The organism is Tistrella sp. (assembly GCF_002684955.1).
Taxonomy (GTDB): Bacteria; Pseudomonadota; Alphaproteobacteria; order Tistrellales; family Tistrellaceae; genus Tistrella; species Tistrella mobilis.
Window position 1 is genome coordinate 222,651 of the sequence record NZ_NYWI01000086.1, and the last position, 16,909, is coordinate 239,559.

General features: G+C 69.0%; 16 protein-coding genes. 3 read left to right on the forward strand and 13 right to left on the reverse strand.

Translation table 11 applies throughout. The features are described 5' to 3' along the window. Positions 1–10: 10 nt before the first annotated feature. The 6 genes from CMO28_RS29165 to petA all read right to left on the reverse strand — a co-directional run bounded on the left by CMO28_RS29165 (position 11) and on the right by petA (position 7,069). Positions 11–2,062 (reverse strand): bifunctional aldolase/short-chain dehydrogenase, encoded by a 2,052-nt coding sequence (locus CMO28_RS29165; protein ID WP_296720917.1) that lies wholly within the window; start codon positions 2,060–2,062, stop codon positions 11–13. Between the two features lie 49 nt (positions 2,063–2,111). After that, on the reverse strand, positions 2,112–3,212 hold the full coding sequence (gene mtnA / locus CMO28_RS29170; protein WP_296720921.1) for an S-methyl-5-thioribose-1-phosphate isomerase: 1,101 nt from the start codon (positions 3,210–3,212) through the stop codon (positions 2,112–2,114). Positions 3,213–3,242: 30 nt separating this feature from the next. Further along, positions 3,243–4,163 carry an S-methyl-5'-thioadenosine phosphorylase gene (locus CMO28_RS29175; RefSeq protein ID WP_014747750.1) on the reverse strand — a complete coding sequence of 307 codons (921 nt, stop codon included), beginning with the start codon at positions 4,161–4,163 and terminating at the stop codon, positions 3,243–3,245. A 339-nt stretch (positions 4,164–4,502) separates the two neighbouring features. Then, the gene (locus CMO28_RS29180) at positions 4,503–5,267 is read right to left on the reverse strand and encodes a cytochrome c1 (RefSeq protein ID WP_296720925.1); all 765 of its coding nucleotides are present in this window, start codon (positions 5,265–5,267) and stop codon (positions 4,503–4,505) included. Beyond that, positions 5,267–6,496 (reverse strand): cytochrome b, encoded by a 1,230-nt coding sequence (locus CMO28_RS29185; RefSeq protein WP_062764543.1) that lies wholly within the window; start codon positions 6,494–6,496, stop codon positions 5,267–5,269. The genes CMO28_RS29180 and CMO28_RS29185 overlap by 1 nt, the downstream gene beginning before the upstream one ends. Before the next feature lie 27 nt (positions 6,497–6,523). Beyond that, complete coding sequence (petA, locus tag CMO28_RS29190) at positions 6,524–7,069, reverse strand: ubiquinol-cytochrome c reductase iron-sulfur subunit (protein ID WP_062764546.1); 546 nt, start codon at positions 7,067–7,069, stop codon at positions 6,524–6,526. Positions 7,070–7,540: 471 nt separating this feature from the next. Between petA and CMO28_RS29195 the strand changes: the two genes are divergently transcribed. Further along, the gene (locus tag CMO28_RS29195) at positions 7,541–8,056 is read left to right on the forward strand and encodes a tRNA (cytidine(34)-2'-O)-methyltransferase (RefSeq protein ID WP_296720932.1); all 516 of its coding nucleotides are present in this window, start codon (positions 7,541–7,543) and stop codon (positions 8,054–8,056) included. Continuing rightward, complete coding sequence (gene hemF / locus CMO28_RS29200; protein WP_014747755.1) at positions 8,053–8,994, forward strand: oxygen-dependent coproporphyrinogen oxidase; 942 nt, start codon at positions 8,053–8,055, stop codon at positions 8,992–8,994. Before CMO28_RS29195 ends, hemF begins: the two co-directional genes overlap by 4 nt. Positions 8,995–9,011: 17 nt before the next feature. Here hemF and CMO28_RS29205 read toward each other — a convergent pair whose 3' ends face one another. Continuing rightward, a complete protein-coding gene (locus tag CMO28_RS29205) occupies positions 9,012–10,235 on the reverse strand; it encodes an MFS transporter (RefSeq protein WP_296720935.1) in 1,224 nt (407 codons plus the stop codon). Positions 10,236–10,395: 160 nt separating this feature from the next. Between CMO28_RS29205 and CMO28_RS29210 the strand changes: the two genes are divergently transcribed. Continuing rightward, the gene (locus CMO28_RS29210; RefSeq protein WP_296720937.1) at positions 10,396–11,343 is read left to right on the forward strand and encodes a hypothetical protein; all 948 of its coding nucleotides are present in this window, start codon (positions 10,396–10,398) and stop codon (positions 11,341–11,343) included. 22 nt (positions 11,344–11,365) lie between these two features. On the opposite strand, the gene CMO28_RS29215 is transcribed toward CMO28_RS29210, so the two are convergent. From CMO28_RS29215 to CMO28_RS29240, 6 genes are all read right to left on the reverse strand, one after another. Continuing rightward, positions 11,366–12,733, reverse strand: coding sequence for a CCA tRNA nucleotidyltransferase (locus CMO28_RS29215; RefSeq protein ID WP_296720941.1), 1,368 nt, complete (start codon positions 12,731–12,733; stop codon positions 11,366–11,368). A gap of 55 nt (positions 12,734–12,788) precedes the next feature. Then, entirely contained in the window at positions 12,789–13,058 is a 270-nt protein-coding gene (locus tag CMO28_RS29220) for a DUF6111 family protein (RefSeq protein ID WP_014747760.1), read from the reverse strand. A gap of 8 nt (positions 13,059–13,066) precedes the next feature. Further along, positions 13,067–13,777, reverse strand: coding sequence for a CoA pyrophosphatase (locus tag CMO28_RS29225; protein ID WP_062764558.1), 711 nt, complete (start codon positions 13,775–13,777; stop codon positions 13,067–13,069). Further along, positions 13,774–14,409: a DUF1285 domain-containing protein gene (locus CMO28_RS29230; protein ID WP_296720946.1), complete on the reverse strand. Its 636-nt coding sequence runs from the start codon at positions 14,407–14,409 to the stop codon at positions 13,774–13,776. The genes CMO28_RS29225 and CMO28_RS29230 overlap by 4 nt, the downstream gene beginning before the upstream one ends. Continuing rightward, entirely contained in the window at positions 14,406–15,101 is a 696-nt protein-coding gene (locus CMO28_RS29235; RefSeq protein ID WP_082828561.1) for an NUDIX domain-containing protein, read from the reverse strand. Before CMO28_RS29235 ends, CMO28_RS29230 begins: the two co-directional genes overlap by 4 nt. A 92-nt stretch (positions 15,102–15,193) precedes the next feature. Next, positions 15,194–16,876: an isovaleryl-CoA dehydrogenase gene (locus CMO28_RS29240; RefSeq protein ID WP_296720952.1), complete on the reverse strand. Its 1,683-nt coding sequence runs from the start codon at positions 16,874–16,876 to the stop codon at positions 15,194–15,196. Between the last annotated feature and the right edge of the window lie 33 nt (positions 16,877–16,909).

Sequence of the window (16,909 nt, forward strand, 5' to 3'; positions counted from 1 at the left end):
TCCGTTCCGGTTACCTCAGGGCCGCAGCGATATTGCCGCCGTCGACCGTGGTGACTGAGCCGGTGGTCTTCTGCGCCAGCGCCAGATCCACGAAAGCCTGGGCGACATCGGCCGCCGTCACCTCGCGCCCCAGCAGGTTGCCGCCCATGTAATCCGCCTCGCTGAGGCCGCGGGCCTTGGAGCGCGCGGCCACCATCTCGTCGGTCAGCAGCCCCGACCGCACCCGGTCGGCATTGACCGCATTCGAGCGGATGCCGTCGCGGCCGTGATCGAGCGCATATTGCCGCGACAGGAACAGCGTCGCCGCCTTGGGCAGGCCATAGGGGCCGAAATCCGGGCCCGGATTGACCGCCTGTTTCGAGGCATTGAACAGCAGCTGGCCGCCGAAGCCCTGGGCTTTCATCACCTTCACCGCCGCCTGGGCGGCGCGCTGATGGCCGTAGAAATTCAGCTCGAAGCTCTGGCGCAGCACCGCCTCGTCCACTTCGCCGATCCGGCCCTGCCAGGCGGCACCGGCATTGCTGACCAGAATGTCGAGCCCGCCGAAGCGCGCCACCACCGCTTCGATCGCGGCAGTCACCGAGGCCGGGTCGGTCACGTCGCAGGCGATGCCGATACCGCCCAGCGGCCTGGCCACCCCGGCTGCCGCCTCGGGGGTCAGATCCAGCACCGCCACCTCGGCACCGGCGGCGGCAAAGGCCCGGGCGGTGGCCGCACCGATTCCCCCTGCCCCGCCGGTGACGGCAACGATCCGGCGCTGCAGCGGCTTCTCGCCGCCCTTGCCCAGTTTCGCCTGTTCCAGCGACCAGTATTCCACATCGAAGAGATCGGCTTCGGAAATGCTCTCGAAGCGGCCGATGCCCTCGGCACCGGTGATCACCTCGATCGCGGCCTCGTAGACATCGGCCGCAATCCGCGCCTCCTTCGACGACTTGCCGAGCGCGAAGATGCCGAGCCCCTTCACCGCCACGATCCGCGGCATGGGGTCGAGCTCGGTTTTGATGCCGCCGAGCCGCGCATTGTTGCGGGCGAAATAGGCGTGATAGGCCTCGACATAGCGGCCGAGCGCCGCCTCTGCCGCCGCCCTGAAGCCCGCGAGGTCATCCGCCCTGGGGGACGGCAGGATCAGCGGGGCCGGCTTGGTGCGGATCACATGATCCGGCGTCGCGACCCCTGAATTGGCGATGCGGTCCAGATCGACGGCATTGACGAAGGCCATCACCGCCGGTCCGGCGCGATGTTCCAGAACGAAAGGCCGACACCCGCCCTCGGCGGCAGGGTCGGCCAGCGCCGTCAGGCCGCGCAGCACCGGCGCCACCGCGGCAACCGGCGCCAGCCCCGCCGGAACGGCCGCCTGGACCAGCGTCCGCCGGCCGCGGGCCAGCCGTTCTTCGGCCATCGACACGAAATCGATCATCAGCTCATAGGCGGTGCGGCCGTCGTCGTCGAAGCTGAAGATGCCGTGCTTCAGCAGCACCATGCCCTTGACGCCCGGCGTCTCGCGCACGATCCGCGCCGCGGTCCTGGCCAGCAGAAAGCCCGGCATGATGTAGGGGATATAGGCGACCCGGTCGCCATACAGCTCGCGGACGATCGCCTCGCCATCCGGCTGATCGGTCAGCGACAGCACCGCATTGGCATGGGTGTGGTCGATGAATTTCTGCGGCAGGAAGGCATGGAGCAGGGTCTCGACCGAGGGGTTGGGGGCGGTCGAGTCCAGCAGGTTCAGCCGCTGGACATTGACCATCTCTTCGTCGGTCAGCGCCTCCAGCCGCTCCAGCCGGCGCAGTGGCTCCAGCCGCACCGCCGGCAGGCCTGCGGGTTCGATCACCCCCATATCCCAGCCGCTGCCCTTCACGCACAGCACGTCCAGCGGATCGCCCAGGATGTCGGTCATCCGGGTCTTGACCGAGGTGTTGCCGCCGCCATGCAGCACCAGTCGCGGATCGGAGCCGAGCAGCCGGGTGGTATAGACCCTGAGCGCCAGATCCTCGTTCACACCCTGATCGACATAGCGGGCGACCATGGCGGCCGCATCGGCATCGGACCAGCGGTTCTGCATCGTCTTCACCTCAGCTTCAATTCGCAGGCAGGCCGGTTCGGGTGCGCGGTCACTCGGCCGCGGCACGCTCGGGATAAAGGCCGCGCAGCCCCTCGGCCGAAGCGGCACAGACGCCGCGTTCGGTGATCAGCCCGGTGACCAGCCGGCCCGGGGTCACGTCGAAGGCCGGGTTGGCGGCGGGGCTGTCCTCGATCACCGTCACATCGGCGATGCCGCCATCGGGCAGCCGCCCGCGCACCACCGTCACCTCGGTCGCCGACCGTTCCTCGATCGGGATGTCGCGCACGCCGTCGGCGATCCGCCAGTCGATGGTCGGATAGGGCAGCGCCACATAGAACGGCACGCCGTTGTCATGGGCGGCCAGCGCCTTCAGATAGGTGCCGATCTTATTGCAGACATCGCCATTGGCGGCGACCCGGTCGGTGCCGACGATGCACATGTCGACCCGGCCGTGCTGCATCAGATGCCCGCCGGCATTGTCGGCGATCACGGTATGGGGCACGCCGGCCCAGCGCATCTCCCAGGCGGTCAGATAGGCGCCCTGGCTGCGCGGCCGGGTCTCGTCCACCCAGACATGCACAGGGATCCCGCGGGCATGGGCCAGGAAGATGCCGGCCAGCGCCGTGCCCCAGCCCACCGTCGCCAGGAAGCCGGCATTGCAATGGGTCAGGATCTCCACCGGCCGGCTGCGGCCGATCGCCTCGTAACGCGCCTCGATCAGCCGGAAGGCGTTCTCACCGATCGCCCGGTTGATCGCCACATCTTCGTCAGAAATCTCCCGCGCGCGGGCATAGGCGGCATCGGCCCGCGCCGCTTCCGGCAGCGGCGTCACCCGTTCGCGCAGATCATCCAGCGCCCAGCGCAGGTTGATCGCGGTTGGCCGGGTCGCGAACAACCGGTCATAGGCGGTGGCGATCATGGCATCCGACGGGTCTTCCGCCAGCGCCAGCGCCATGCCGTAGGCGCCCACCGCACCGATCAGCGGCGCGCCGCGCACCAGCATGTCGCGGATGGCGGTTTCGGCATCGGTCAGGCTGGTCAGCCGGACGTCCACGGTCTCGAAGGGCAGCCGGGTCTGGTCCAGGATGCCGACGGTCCGCCCGTCGGCTTCCAGCCAGACGGTGCGGTGGGTGAAACGGCTCTCGTCCATGGGGCGGGGCTCCGGATCTCTGTGGGCGGATCAGGCGCCGAGCACGCGGCCGGCGACGGCGTCGAGCCGGGCGAGCAGCTCGGGATCGCGCTTCTCGGGCGCGGTGATCAGGGCATGATCGAGCGCCGTGTGGCAGCCGGCGTGGCAGGGCTCGCGGCGGTCGGCCAGCGCGGGCGCCACCTCTTTCACCAGGGCGCGGGCATGATCGGCATTGCCCAGCAGCACCTTCACCACCTGCTCCACCGTCACCTTGTCGTGCTCGGGATGCCAGCAGTCGAAATCGGTCACCATGGCGACGGTCGCGTAGCACAGCTCCGCCTCGCGGGCGAGCTTGGCCTCGGGCATGTTGGTCATGCCGATGACGCTCGCCCCCCAGCTGCGATAGAGCTTCGATTCCGCAAGCGTCGAGAATTGCGGGCCTTCCATGGCGATATACGTGCCGCCGCGGCGGATATCGAGACCGAGCCGCTGGCCCGCCGCCTCCACCGCATCGCCCAGACGCCGGCAGACCGGATGGGCCATGGAGACATGGGCGACGCAGCCTTTGGTGAAGAAGCTCTTCTCACGCGCAAAGGTGCGGTCGATGAAATCGTCGACGATGACGAAAGTGCCGGGCGGCAGATCCTCTTTCAGCGAGCCGACCGCCGAGACCGACAGGATCTCGGTCACGCCCGCCCGCTTCATCGCATCGACATTCGCACGGTAGTTGAGGTCGGACGGCGCATGGACATGGCCGCGGCCATGGCGCGGCAGGAAGACCAGCTGCACATCGCCCAGGCGGCCGAACATCAACTCGTCCGAGGGGGCCCCGAAGGGCGAGGAGATCCGCCGCCAGCCGATATCGGTCAGGCCCGGAATGTCGTAGACGCCGCTGCCGCCGATGATGCCGATCACCGGGCGGCCGTCGCTGCCCAATCCGATGCCTGCGCCCGCTGCACTGGTCGATGCCATGCCCGTCACCCCTCGTCTGGTTCGTCTCGTCATCCGGCCCCGGATCCATCCGCGGGCCCTGCTCTTCCCGGCTGCTCGCATTCTGCGTGGTTCGGCAGGAATTTTCTACCCTGCGTTAAGCACCCGCCACCAGGTTCCCGCGACACGGCGCCCTTTCCTGCACATCCGGAGCGGCACACCCTGGCCGAGCCGTGGCCTGAATGCAACAATCCGAAAAGCGACAGGGGCCCGAAACGCAACGGGGGCCCGAAACGCAACGGGGGCCTGAAACGCAACGGGGGCCGCCCCTCCGCAAAAGGGCGACCCCCGTTTCGATCCGGTCGGATCAGTCAGGCTGCATCAATGGATGCGGGCCCAGATCCGCCGCTTGGCAACGTAGAACACGATGGTCAGCGCAATCAGGAACAGGATCACCTTGATACCGGTCTGCTTGCGCTCTTCCATCTTCGGCTCGGCAAGCCAGGTCAGGAACACCGTCACGTCGTGGGTCATCTGCTCCACGGTCGCCGGCGTGCCGTCGCCATAGGGCACCATGTCGGCTGCCAGCGGCGGCGGCATGCCGATCTGATGGCCCGGGAAGTAGGCGTTGTAATACATGCCGGGCCGCACTTCCATGCCCGCCGGCGGCTCGGTATAGCCGGTCAGCAGCGCATAGATGTAGTGCTCGCCACCCAGACGGGCCTTCGCCATCAGCGACAGGTCCGGCGGATAGGCACCGCCATTGGAGGCGCGGGCCTGCTTCTCGTTGGCATAGGGGCTGGGCCAGCGATCCGAGGCGACGGCCGGGCGCATGAACATGTCGCCATTGTCGTCCGGGCCGTCCTGGACCTGCTTCTTCGCCGCAATCGCCTTGATCTCGTCCTCGTTGTAGCCGAGGTCGGCAAGGTTGCGGAATGCCAGATACTTGGCCGAGTGGCAGGCCGAGCAGACCTGTTCGAAGACCTGGAAGCCGCGCTGCGCCGCCGCACGGTCATAGGTGCCGAACGGGCCCTCGTGGCTGAACGAGACCTCGGGCAGTTCGACCGCTTCGGCAGCGATCGCGGTGGCCTGGACGCCCATCAGGGCGCCGAGGCCGGCGAGGGTGCTGATCAGGAGCTTACGCATCACGCCTTCTCCATCGCGCGGTCACCGAGCACGGCAGAGGCGATGCTCTCGGGCAGCGGCCGAGGCCGTTCGAACCAGCCGAGCAGCGGCAGCAGCACCAGGAAGTGCAGGAAGTACCAGGCCGTGGCGATCTGGCCGATGACCACCGCCACACCTTCCGCCGGCTGACCACCCGCCCAGCCGAGCGCCAGGATGTCGACCACCAGCAGCAGGTAGAAGACCTTGAACACCGGGCGGAACTTCGCACTGCGAACCCGCGAGGTGTCCAGCCAGGGCAGCAGGAACAGCACGAAGATCGCGGCGAACATCAGCAGCACGCCGCCGAGCTTGCTCGGGACCGAGCGCAGGATCGCGTAGAACGGCAGGAAGTACCATTCGGGCACGATATGCGCCGGCGTGACCAGCGGGTTGGCCGGGATGTAGTTATCCGGCTCGCCGAAGAAGTTCGGTGCGAAGAACAGGAAGACGGCAAAGAAGGTCAGGAACACGCCCAGCCCGAACAGATCCTTGATCGTGTAATACGGGTGGAAGGGAATGACGTCCTTCTTGGTCTTCTTGTCGATGCCCAGCGGGTTGTTGGAGCCGTGCGTGTGCAGCGCCGCCAGATGCAGAACCACCACGCCGACGATCACGAAGGGCAGCAGGTAATGCAGGCTGAAGAAGCGGTTCAGCGTGGGGTTGTCGACCGAGAAGCCGCCCCAGAGCCAGGTCACGATGCTCTCACCCACCAATGGTATGGCCGAGAACAGGTTGGTGATCACGGTGGCGCCCCAGAAGCTCATCTGACCCCAGGGGAGCACATAGCCCATGAAAGCGGTCGCCATCATGAGCAGCAGGATGATCACGCCCAGCCACCACAGGATCTCACGCGGGGCCTTGTACGAGCCGTAATACAGACCGCGGAAGATGTGGATGTAGACGATGATGAAGAACATCGACGCGCCGTTGGCATGCGCATAGCGCAGCAGCCAGCCGAAATTCACGTCGCGCATGATGCGCTCGACGCTGTCGAAGGCGAGTGACGTGTGCGCGGTATAGGCCATGGCCAGCACGATGCCGGTCACGATCTGCAGGACCAGCGCGATGCCCGCCAGCGAACCGAAGTTCCACCAGTAATTCAGATTCCGCGGCGCCGGGTACTCGATCAAGTGTTCCCGCGCGAAGGAGATGATCGGCAAACGGTGGTCGATCCAGTTCGACACACGGCTGCCGGTCGAGGGACTGCTCATCGCCTAACCCCAACCCTGTTCTTGGTTTTACCCGATGCGGATGGTGTTGTCGTCCAGGAACGCATATTCCGGGACGGCGAGGTTCGCGGGTGCCGGACCCTTGCGGATGCGGCCCGACGTGTCGTAATGCGAACCATGGCACGGGCAGAACCAGCCGTCGTAATCGCCCTGGTAGCCCAGCGGGACGCAGCCCAGATGGGTGCAGACGCCGACGACCACCAGCCATTCCGGCTTTTCGACGCGATCCGCATCGGGCTGCGGATCGGGCAGGTCGGCCACATTGACCGCCCGGGCCTCCTCGATCTCCTTCTCGGTCCGGTGACGGATGAACACCGGCTTGCCGCGCCAGGTGATGGTCACCGACTGACCGGCCTCGATCTGGGAGATGTTCACTTCAGTGGACGACAACGCCAGAACGTCCGCCGCCGGATTCATGCTGTCGATCAGCGGCCATGCCAGAGCCGCGGCACCCACCGCAGCGCCGCCGCCCGCCAGCAGCATCAGGAAGTCGCGGCGCGTGGCATCGTCACCATGGTCGTGGTGGCCGTCGCCGGATGGCACCGTGTTCGCCATTTCGCAAACCTTTCGTCGCTCTCACACCTTATCGGGCGTAAAGCCTCGGTCTCGCCTGCGGTCGCACGGGATCCGGCCGAACACCGCTCACTCCGTCCCCGCCGTTTCCCCGTTCCCGGGGATCCGCCGATATACACGGATACTGTCCGCGGCACCCGGACTGGTGGATGCGTCAGGTTGTCGCACCACCATAGGGTGGCCTTGCGAAGCCCCGACGTCGTTCCTTTTCCTCCCGTCGATCACGGCCACTCGTCCAACGCCCGAAGCGAGGCACCACCTCTTGCCCGAACGGGTCGGATTACTGCCGTGTCGCAAAGGGGTATACCGAAAAAACGCCCTCTTTGCAAAGGATGCCCCCCTGGGCATGTTACAGACGCCTACGCGATCCGTCGCCCGTCATCGGTGTCCCGCCCCGATATTTTTCCGCCGACCGCGGCAAGAGAGACACGTCTCCTTCACCCGGAGCCCGCCATGCGCCTCGCCCTGTACGAACCGGACATCCCCGGAAATGCCGGAACCTGCATAAGGCTGTGCGCGTGCCTGGGCATCGGCATCGACATCATCGAGCCCTGCGGTTTCATTCTGTCGGATGCCCGCATGAAGCGGGCGGGCATGGATTATGCCCAGCGTGCGACGATCCGTCGCCATGCCGACTGGGCCGGTTTCGTCGCGGCACGCAGCGCCGAGGCCCCGGAAGGCCGCCTGGTGCTGGCCACCACCCGCGGCGCGGTGCCGCATACCGATTTCGCCTTCCGGCCCGGCGACGTGCTGCTGATGGGCAGCGAAACCGCCGGCGTGCCCGATGCCGTGCACGACGCGGTCGATGCCCGGGTGCGGATCGCGATGGTGCCCGGCATGCGATCGCTGAATGTCGCCGTGGCCGCATCCATGATATTGGGAGAGGCACTGCGCCAGACCGGTGGATTTCCGGCAGAGCCGGTCGCCTGCCCGCCCCAGCCAGTCCTCCCCGAGGAGACCAGCCGATGAGTTTCGACGCCCGCGCCGTGCTCGACGCCCGCGCCCGCACCAGCCCGCCCGAGGATCCGGAGGTCGCGGCCGAACGCCGCCAGGCCGCATCGGGCTGGTTCCGCGAGCTGCGCGACCGGCTCTGCGCGGCGTTCGAGGCGATCGAGGATGATTATGCCGGGCCGATGAACCCGGATCTCGCCCCCGGCCGGTTCGAGCGCACGGCGTGGGAACGGCCGGGCGGCGGCGGCGGCGAGATGTCCGTCATGCGTGGCCGGGTGTTCGAAAAGGTCGGCGTGAACATCTCGGTCGTCCATGGCGGCTTCTCGCCCGAATTCGCGAAGCAGATCCCCGGCGCCGACCGCGACCCGGCCCCCGGCGGTGCCGATGGCGCCGGCGCGCAGTTCTGGGCTGCGGGGGTGTCGCTGGTGGCGCATATGTGGTCGCCGCATGTGCCGGCCGCCCATATGAACACCCGCCATATCCGCACCACGCTCGGCTGGTTCGGCGGCGGCGGCGACCTGACCCCGATCACCCCGCACGCCCCCGATACCGCGCGCTTCCACGGGGCGTTCAAGGCCGCCTGCGACGCCCATGACGCCGATTACTATCCGCGCTTCAAGGCCTGGTGCGACGACTATTTCTTCCTGCCCCATCGCGGCGAGACCCGCGGCGTGGGCGGCATTTTCTACGACTATCTGGACAGCGGCGACTGGGCGCGCGACTTCGCCTTCACCCGCGATGTCGGGCTCGCCTTCCTGGATGCCTATCCTGCGATCATCCGGGCCCATATGAACCGGTCCTGGACCGAGGCCGAGCGCGACTATCAGTTGATCCGCCGCGGCCGCTATGCCGAATTCAACCTGCTCTACGACCGGGGCACCCAGTTCGGCCTGAAGACCGGCGGCAACACCGAGGCGATCCTGATGTCCATGCCACCGCATGCGAAGTGGCCCTGAGCCGCGGGGCCGTCTGCTCAGCTTTCAGCCCCGCGCCTGACCGCCCAGACCGCCAGCACGACCAGTGCGGCGGCGCCCGCCACCATGGGCAGGCCGTGCATCGACAGCATTTCGGTGGCGAGGCCGGCGGCGGCCGGGCCGGCGAAACCGCCCAGCGTGTAGCAGAAGGCGATCGCGGTCATGGCCGCACTCATCCGCATCTCGTCGACCCGGGCGCCCGCCTCGATCACCGCCAGCGTGTTCAGCCCGCCGACCGCGCCCCCCCACAGGAAGGCGATCAGCCAGGGCAGGATCGCGTCGTCGGCCAGCGGCAGCAGGATCGCCCCCAGGATGACGGCGGTCGCCGCCAGCGCCTGGGCCCGGTCGAAGCCCAGCCGGTCGGCGATGGCGCCGAGCGGGATCTGCAGGATCGTGCCGCCGGCGCCGAAGGCGGTGGCGAAGAGCGGGGCCGCCACCGCCCCCATGCCGGCCGCCGCGGCGTAAAGCGGCAGGAAGGCGATGGAGGCGGTCTCGGCCACGCCGCAGGCGAAGGCTGCGGTCAGCGCCACCGGCAGCAGCCGCACCAGCCCCCAGCCCGATCGCCGGCCGGCGCCGTCGCGGACGGGCGCGACGCCCGGCCGGCCGTCGAAGCCCAGCCGTTTCAGCACCACCAGCGGCGGGATCGCCGCCGCCATCACCGCGGCCGCCGCCAGGAAAGGCAGGCTGCCCTGATGGCCCGTCAGCGCCACCAGCCCGGGGCCGAGCGCGATGCCCAGCCCCATCAGGGTTTCGTGGGTGCCGATGGCACGACCGCGGATCGCCTCTGGCGCGATGCGCACGATCCAGGTGTCGCAGGCGATCCAGCGCAGGATCAGCCCGATGCCGGCAAGCGCGTTCAACCCCGCCAGGGCGAACGGATCTTCCACCACCGCCATGCCGCCGAGCGCCGCGATCCCCACGATCAGCGCCAGGGCCACCGTTCCCGCCAGCCCCAGCCGGGCGATGATCGCCGGCACGAAGCGCGAAACCAGCAGGATCATCGCCCAGGGGGCTGCCGCCACCAGGCCGATGGTGCCGGCATCGACGCCGCGCCCGTCGAGCATCAGCGCCAGCAACGGCGCAGTCGCCCCGATCTGGACGATCTGGGCAAGCCCTGACAGCAGGTTGACCGCCACAAGCCCGACCATGACCCGGGGCTGCTTGCGATCGTCGTCGCGGGACACGGCCGCCGGCCGGTCGGAATTGGTCGAGGAGGCGGTCATCGGGGGGAGACCTCGGAGGGCGCGGTTCGGGAGGAAACGATCCTGCAGCTGAAACGATTATCACGGCATCGTCGTCAACTTATAATTATGATTCTCAGGTGCGTTCTATTATAGATAGATGAATTCGCACCCCGGATCCACGACCGAAATGGTTCGTCCCATGATCCCCTTATCCCCCGCCGACGACGCCGCCCCGGAAACATCCGCCGGGACGGATACGCGAGACGACGCCCTCGACACGCTGCGCGACTGGATGGTCAGCGGCCTCGGCTGTGTCGCCGGCCGCCGCGAGTTCCTCCGCAACCGCTATTACATCGCCCCGGTCGCGACCCCCGACGACGTGCGCCGCGCCTTCACGGGTTTCGTGGAAGCCCTGGAGGCGCGCCGCACGGTCGCCGGGCTGTTCGTGGCCACCCGCCCCGATGGCGGCATGCTGCCGCCGGAACCGGTCGCCACCGCCATCCGGCGCATGGCCGATCTGATGTCGGTGCTGACCACCCGCCCGCCCGAGGTCCTGGTCGATGGCGGCCAGCTGAACCGCGCGATCGAGCTGACCTGCCCGGTCACCAACCGGCGGCTGCTCTTCGACGATTTCGATGCCGTCGCCTTCTGCCCGGCGGCAGCCGATCCGGGCGATCCGCTCTACGACCCGATGATGGCGGCGCCCGTGATCTGCGCCAACCTCAATTCCGACGTCTATGCCTTTTCGATGTTCACCCGCGATCTCTGCCTGCAGGCGCATGACTGCGAAGTGTTCGAGATTGCGGATCACCGCACCCGCCGGGCCCTGTTCGCCCGGGCCTCGGAGCTGTGGCAGCGCTTTGCCGAGCGCACGGTGCGGAACTATGTCTCGATCACCGATACCGGCCTCTGCCCCACCTATCTGGATACCGATCGTCACCACTGGTATGCCAGCCATCAGGATCCCGCCTTCGCCGAGATGCGCAAGGAGCTGTACCGCCACGACATGCCGGTGCTGTATACCGGCCGCATCCTGCGGCGCTGGATCGCCTGGTTCGAGGGGGGCGATGCGGCAGAGGAGGCACATTTCGAACCCTCGGCCCTCACCCCCGCCGGCTGCCCGGTGCATGGCGTCGGCCGCAGCTGAACGGCCTGGCTGACGCTTTCGCCTAGCGGCCGCCCCCGCCCGTGCTGCTGCCCCCGCCCGCACTGGTACCGATGGGCACGAAGCGGCGCCGCGCCTCGGCAAGGCAGGCGCCGCGGTCGGGGACGAAGCCCTCGTCCAGCCACCAGGCCTCGATCTCGGACAGCGCCTGCCCCAGACCGGGGCCGGGCTTCAGGCCAAGCGCGATCAGATCGGCGCCGCCCAGCGGCAGATGCGGCTGGCTCCAGCCCGACAGCGCCCCGATCGCCGACCGGAACCCGGCCTCGTCGTCGGCCGCCAGCGTGCCGCGGGCCTGTGCCCGGGCCCAGCCGGCGAACAGCCGGTCGCGGATGGTGGTGATCCCCTCGCGATAGGCGGCCACCCGCACCGTCATCGGGCTCGGCGGTCTGGCCGGCAGGCGGGCCGTCGCCTCGGCCACCGCCCCCACCCGGGCCGCCAGCTGGTTCGACGGTTTCAGCCGCTCGATCCGCCGGCGCCAGTGGTCGACGGCCCCGAAGGCCGGGCCGCAGGTGGCCGTCAGCACCGCCAGCCGGCGTGCGGCATCGGCCATGTCCAGCGCCTCTTCGATCGCGATCAGCGCGTCCAGGGGCCCCGTGTCGACGATCCCGCCCAGCACCTGGTCGAGCACGCCCAGATCGGCCATCAGCAGCAGAATGCCGTCGCCGCCGGCCACGCGCGGTCCGCCCAGAATCCGCAGGAATTCCTCGCGGATCCGCTCGCCAGACAGCGCCTGGATGCGCTCGGCGAATTCCCGGCAGGCATCGACGGCCGCCCGGTCGGGCTCGCCGCGGCCCAGCCGCGCCTGGAAGCGGAAGAAGCGCAGAATGCGCAGGATGTCTTCCAGGATCCGCCGCCGGGCATCGCCGATGAACCGCACCCGCCCCGCCGCCAGATCCGACAGCCCGTCGAAGGGATCGTAGAGCCGGCCGGCAAGGTCCAGCGACATGGCATTCACGGTGAAGTCGCGCCGCCGGGCATCCTCGGCCCAGTCGCGGCTGAAGGCCACCACCGCCCGCCGCCCGTCGGTGGCGACGTCGCGGCGCAGCGTCGTCACCTCCACCGGAAACCGGTCGGCGATCAGCGTAACGGTCCCGTGCTCGATGCCGGTCGGCACCGCCTTGATCCCGGCGGCGGCGGCCGCCGCCATCACCGCCGGCGGCTCCAGGGTCGTGGCGACGTCGATATCGCCGATGGGGTCGCCCGAGATCAGGTCGCGGACGGCACCACCCACGAAGCGCGCCTCGCCGCCCGCGGCCGCCAGCGCCGCGAAGACCCGGCGCACGGGCGCCGCCGCCATCTCGGGCGGCAGCACGACATCGGTTCGGACGGGATCGGTGCGCGCGGGCAGAAGGGGTTCGGGGGCGTCGGCCATGATGCGGGGGTCACGCTGGAGCGGGGGACGGACGGTAAGGCGAAGATGGGCGCGGTCAGTCCTGCCCGTAATGGCCCGGGACGATCCGGCCGTCCTCCACCCTGGGTGGAACATAGACGCCCGGGTCGGGCCGGGGACCGACCGCATGGCCCACCAGGAACAATGCCGCCGCCAGCACCACCACCGCAAGCCCGGTGACCCAGACCGGCGGCGCATCGGGCCGGCTGCCCCGCTGCCGCTCCACCCGTCCGGCCCAGGCCATCCAGGCGGCATAGGCAAGGAAGGGGGCAAGGAAGGGCAGGATATAGGTCAGCAGGATCCGCATCGCCCGGCCTAGCCCGCCCCGGCCGTCATGGTGCCGGCGGCGGCGAAATCGGCGACCCTGGGGCCGGGCATGCGGCCTTCGCCATCGGTGTCCTTCAGCGACAGCCCGGCATCCAGCACCCGGGTCAGATTGACCAGCATGCCCGCGGTCGCCCCCCAGATGTAGTAGCGCCCGAAGGGAAAGGCATACCAGTGGCGCACCACCCCGCCGCGTTCCAGCGAATGGCGCTTGCGGTTGCGCGGGTCCATGAAGAAGGCGAGCGGCACCTCGAAGACGTCGGCGACCTCGAAGGGATCGGGGATCACCTCGAAGGGCGGCGTCACCAGGCCCACGATCGGCACCACATGGAAGCCGGTGATGGTTTCGTAGGTGTCCAGCCGGCCGATGATCCGGATATGGTCGCGGGTGACGCCGATCTCTTCCCGGGTCTCGCGAAGGGCCGTGTCCACCGCATCGATATCGCCCTCGTCCACCCGGCCGCCGGGAAAGGCGACCTGGCCCGCATGGGCATGCAGATGCTGGGTGCGCTGGGTCAGCAGCACGGTCAGCCCCCCGGACCGTTCCACCAGCGGCACCAGCACGGCCGCCGGCCGCTTGGCGCCGCCATGGCGGGAGCCGGGGTTGAGCACATAGTCGCCGTTCACCGCCGGCATCGCCGGGTCGATGCCGGCGGCATTGGGCTCGTTGAACAGGGCGGCGATATCGGCACCGGTGGTCATGCGCGGCCTCCGGCGCGGCGCGGCTGCTCGGCGAGTTCGATATCGGGGGAGCCCAGATAATGGGTCAGACCGGCACTTTTCACCGCCAGCAATTCCTCTCCGGTTTCGGGCGAAATAGCCAGATCGGCTATATTGACCAGTTCATAATAGACGGAACGGCTAAGCAGCGCCTCCAGCCCGCGGCCGACCGCCAGATAGGGGGCGGGGTCACCGCTTTCGGGGCGCGGGCGCAGCACCAGCGGGGGGTCGGCGTCAAGCGGCACCTCGGTATCGACATTGGTGCCGAAGATGATCCGGGCGTCGTCTCCCTCGCCCTCGATGCGCATGGCGGTCACGATATAGGCGGCGTCCTCGACCTGGATGCGGCATTTTTCGACCGGGGTCTCCAGCCAGTAGTCGCCATCCTGGTCGCGGTGGAGCACGGTCGAGAACAGCTTGACCAGCGGCATCCGGCCGATCGGCGTGCCCTGGTAGAACCAGGTGCCGTCGCGGGCGATGCGCATGTCGATATCGCCGCAGAAGAACGGCCCCCGGCGCTGTTCCGCCGGCCGGGCCCCCGGGGCGGAATTGCCCAGCCCCAGCCGTCCGGCCAGGTCGGCCCCATCCTTGTCGGTTCTGTCCGCGCTGGTCATGCCTCCTCCTCCCTGGTCTTGCGATCGCTCAGCCACCGCGCTCTCAGCGCCGCGCCGTGGCGGGCCAGCCAGCCCAGCGCCACGATGGTGGTCGCATTGTCCAGCCGGTCGCCATCCAGCAGGGCCACCGCCGCCTCGCGCGGCAGGGCGAAGATGCGGATGTCCTCGTGCTCTTCCACAAGGCCGCCGGTCGAACCGCGGTGCTCGGCCCGCACCTCGCCGACATAGAGATGCAACCATTCGTCGCAGGCGCCGGGCGAGGGCTGATAAGTCGATATGGCTTCGATCCGGCCAAGCTCAAGCCCGGCCTCTTCCACCGCCTCGCGCCGGGCAACCGCCTCGGGCGTCTCGCCGGGCTCGATGATGCCGGCCACGATCTCCACCATCCAGGGGCTGGCATCGGCAGGGCCGTAGAGCCCGCCGGGGCGGAACTGTTCGATCAGCACCACCTCGTCGCGCACCGGATCGTAAGGCAGCACCGCGGCCGCGGTGCCCCGCTCGAAGATCTCGCGGGTGAAGGGCGCGCTCCAGCCGCCGGCCAGAAGACGGTGGCGGAGCGTCAGCCGCACCATGCGGAAATAGCCCTGATGGACCACCTCGCGCGCCAGGATCTCGACATCCTCGCGGCCGTAAGAGGCGGCGGCGGGATCGGGGTCGGGGACACCGCGGACGGCGGGTCGGTCGGCAGGCATGGCGCTCTCCGGTCGGGACGGCGGGGGTGTATGACGTGTCGATGACGCCATTCTGGCCCCGGCCGCCCCGCCGGTCGAGTGGGCTTCGTGTGTCAGGCCGCCACGGCTGCACGCTCGACGATGCCGGCGGCATCGACGCCCGGCGCCAGCGTGCCGTAGAGCCCGCCATGATCGCCGGCAAGCCGGCTGGCGAACCAGGCCTCGGCCAGGCTCTGGGGCGTGCGCTCCATCAGCTCGGCCCCGGCCAGCGCCACCGCCAGATCGCCGACCAGACGGCGGGCCCGGAACTCCATCTCGTCATTGGAGCCGAGCGCGCGCAGCGTGGCGTCCAGATGGGCATCGTAGCGGCTGTCCTGGCCGCGCGCGCGGGTCAGATGCGCCACCAGCGCCTCGCGCGCCGCCGGCTCCCGCCCGAGGGCACGCAGCACGTCCAGCGCGATGACATTGCCCGAGCCTTCCCAGATCGCGTTGACCGGCACCTCGCGATAAAGCCGGGGCAGGCCGCTGTCTTCGACATAGCCGTTGCCGCCCAGGCATTCCATTGCCTCGTAGACGAAGCCCGGCGCGCGCTTGCACACCCAGTATTTCACGATCGCGGTGGCGATGCGGGCGAAGGCCGCCTCCTGCGGCTCGCTCGACCGCGCCTCGAAGGCCTGGGACAGACGCATCACCATGCGCATGGCGGCTTCCTGCTCCAGCGCCAGATCGGCCAGCACATTCATCATCGCCGGCTGATCGACCAGTCGCTTGCCGAAGGCCTGGCGGTGGCGGGCATGGTGGATGGCCTGGGTCAGCGCCTGACGCATCAGCCCGGCGGAGCCCAGCGCACAGTCCAGCCGGGTGTGGTGAACCATCTCGATGATCGTGCGCACGCCACGGCCCTCGGGCCCGACCCTGACCGCCCAGGCACCCCGGGTCTCGATCTCGGAAGACGCGTTGGAGCGGTTGCCGAGCTTGTCCTTGAGCCGCTGGAGATGGACGGCATTGCGACTGCCGTCGGGGCGCCGGCGCGGCAGCAGGAAACAGGTCAGCCCGGCCTCGGTCTGGGCCAGCGTCAGGAAGGCATCGGACATCGGCGCCGAGCAGAACCATTTATGGCCGGTGATCTCGTAGACCTCCTGGCCGTCCTCGTGGCCGACGCGGACCGCGCGGCTGGTATTGGCACGAACATCCGACCCGCCCTGCTTCTCGGTCATCGCCATGCCCAGCGTCAGGCCACGCTTTTCGGCCGCCGGCAGGGGCCGAGGGTCGTAGTCGCGCGACAGCACCCCCGGCAGCCAGTTACGGGCGACCGCCGGCTCGGCCTCGAGCGCCGGAGCGACGGCGAAGGTCATGGTCAGCGGGCACATGGTGCCGGCCTCGGCCTGGCAGTGCAGATAGACCAGCGCCGAGCGCGCCACCATGGCGCCGGGCCGGCGCTCGTTCCAGGCGAAGGCATGCACCCCCGCCCCGATCCCCTCGGCCATGATCGCATGATAGGAGGGGTGGAAACGCACCTCGTCGATCCGGTTGCCGTAACGGTCGTGGGTGACCAGCTCGGGCGTGTACCGGTTGGCATCGAAGCCCAGCGCCATCAGCGGCCCGCCGGTCTTCGCGCCATAGTCGGACAGATGTTCGAAGGCCCAGCCGCCGCCGAAACCGTCCACCGCCTCGACCAGCGCATGATCGCCGGTGAAGAGGTTGGCCTCCAGCGGCGGGGTCTGGTTGAAGACGGCATGGGTGGCACCGGGAAGCGGCTGGGGCGAACCGGCGGCCTTCAGGCTCTGATCGGTCATGGGGGGATCCTCCGGGGAAGGTGATGACGATGA

What these genes read in the sequence shown, in the direction of transcription:
- CMO28_RS29165 (WP_296720917.1), bottom strand. Translation starts at nt 2,062, where the DNA reads ATGCAGAACCGCTGGTCCGATGCCGATGCGGCCGCCATGGTCGCCCGC.
- mtnA (WP_296720921.1), bottom strand. Translation starts at nt 3,212, where the DNA reads ATGGACGAGAGCCGTTTCACCCACCGCACCGTCTGGCTGGAAGCCGAC.
- CMO28_RS29175 (WP_014747750.1), bottom strand. Translation starts at nt 4,163, where the DNA reads ATGGCATCGACCAGTGCAGCGGGCGCAGGCATCGGATTGGGCAGCGAC.
- CMO28_RS29180 (WP_296720925.1), bottom strand. Translation starts at nt 5,267, where the DNA reads ATGCGTAAGCTCCTGATCAGCACCCTCGCCGGCCTCGGCGCCCTGATG.
- CMO28_RS29185 (WP_062764543.1), bottom strand. Translation starts at nt 6,496, where the DNA reads ATGAGCAGTCCCTCGACCGGCAGCCGTGTGTCGAACTGGATCGACCAC.
- petA (WP_062764546.1), bottom strand. Translation starts at nt 7,069, where the DNA reads ATGGCGAACACGGTGCCATCCGGCGACGGCCACCACGACCATGGTGAC.
- CMO28_RS29195 (WP_296720932.1), top strand. Translation starts at nt 7,541, where the DNA reads ATGCGCCTCGCCCTGTACGAACCGGACATCCCCGGAAATGCCGGAACC.
- hemF (WP_014747755.1), top strand. Translation starts at nt 8,053, where the DNA reads ATGAGTTTCGACGCCCGCGCCGTGCTCGACGCCCGCGCCCGCACCAGC.
- CMO28_RS29205 (WP_296720935.1), bottom strand. Translation starts at nt 10,235, where the DNA reads ATGACCGCCTCCTCGACCAATTCCGACCGGCCGGCGGCCGTGTCCCGC.
- CMO28_RS29210 (WP_296720937.1), top strand. Translation starts at nt 10,396, where the DNA reads ATGATCCCCTTATCCCCCGCCGACGACGCCGCCCCGGAAACATCCGCC.
- CMO28_RS29215 (WP_296720941.1), bottom strand. Translation starts at nt 12,733, where the DNA reads ATGGCCGACGCCCCCGAACCCCTTCTGCCCGCGCGCACCGATCCCGTC.
- CMO28_RS29220 (WP_014747760.1), bottom strand. Translation starts at nt 13,058, where the DNA reads ATGCGGATCCTGCTGACCTATATCCTGCCCTTCCTTGCCCCCTTCCTT.
- CMO28_RS29225 (WP_062764558.1), bottom strand. Translation starts at nt 13,777, where the DNA reads ATGACCACCGGTGCCGATATCGCCGCCCTGTTCAACGAGCCCAATGCC.
- CMO28_RS29230 (WP_296720946.1), bottom strand. Translation starts at nt 14,409, where the DNA reads ATGACCAGCGCGGACAGAACCGACAAGGATGGGGCCGACCTGGCCGGA.
- CMO28_RS29235 (WP_082828561.1), bottom strand. Translation starts at nt 15,101, where the DNA reads ATGCCTGCCGACCGACCCGCCGTCCGCGGTGTCCCCGACCCCGATCCC.
- CMO28_RS29240 (WP_296720952.1), bottom strand. Translation starts at nt 16,876, where the DNA reads ATGACCGATCAGAGCCTGAAGGCCGCCGGTTCGCCCCAGCCGCTTCCC.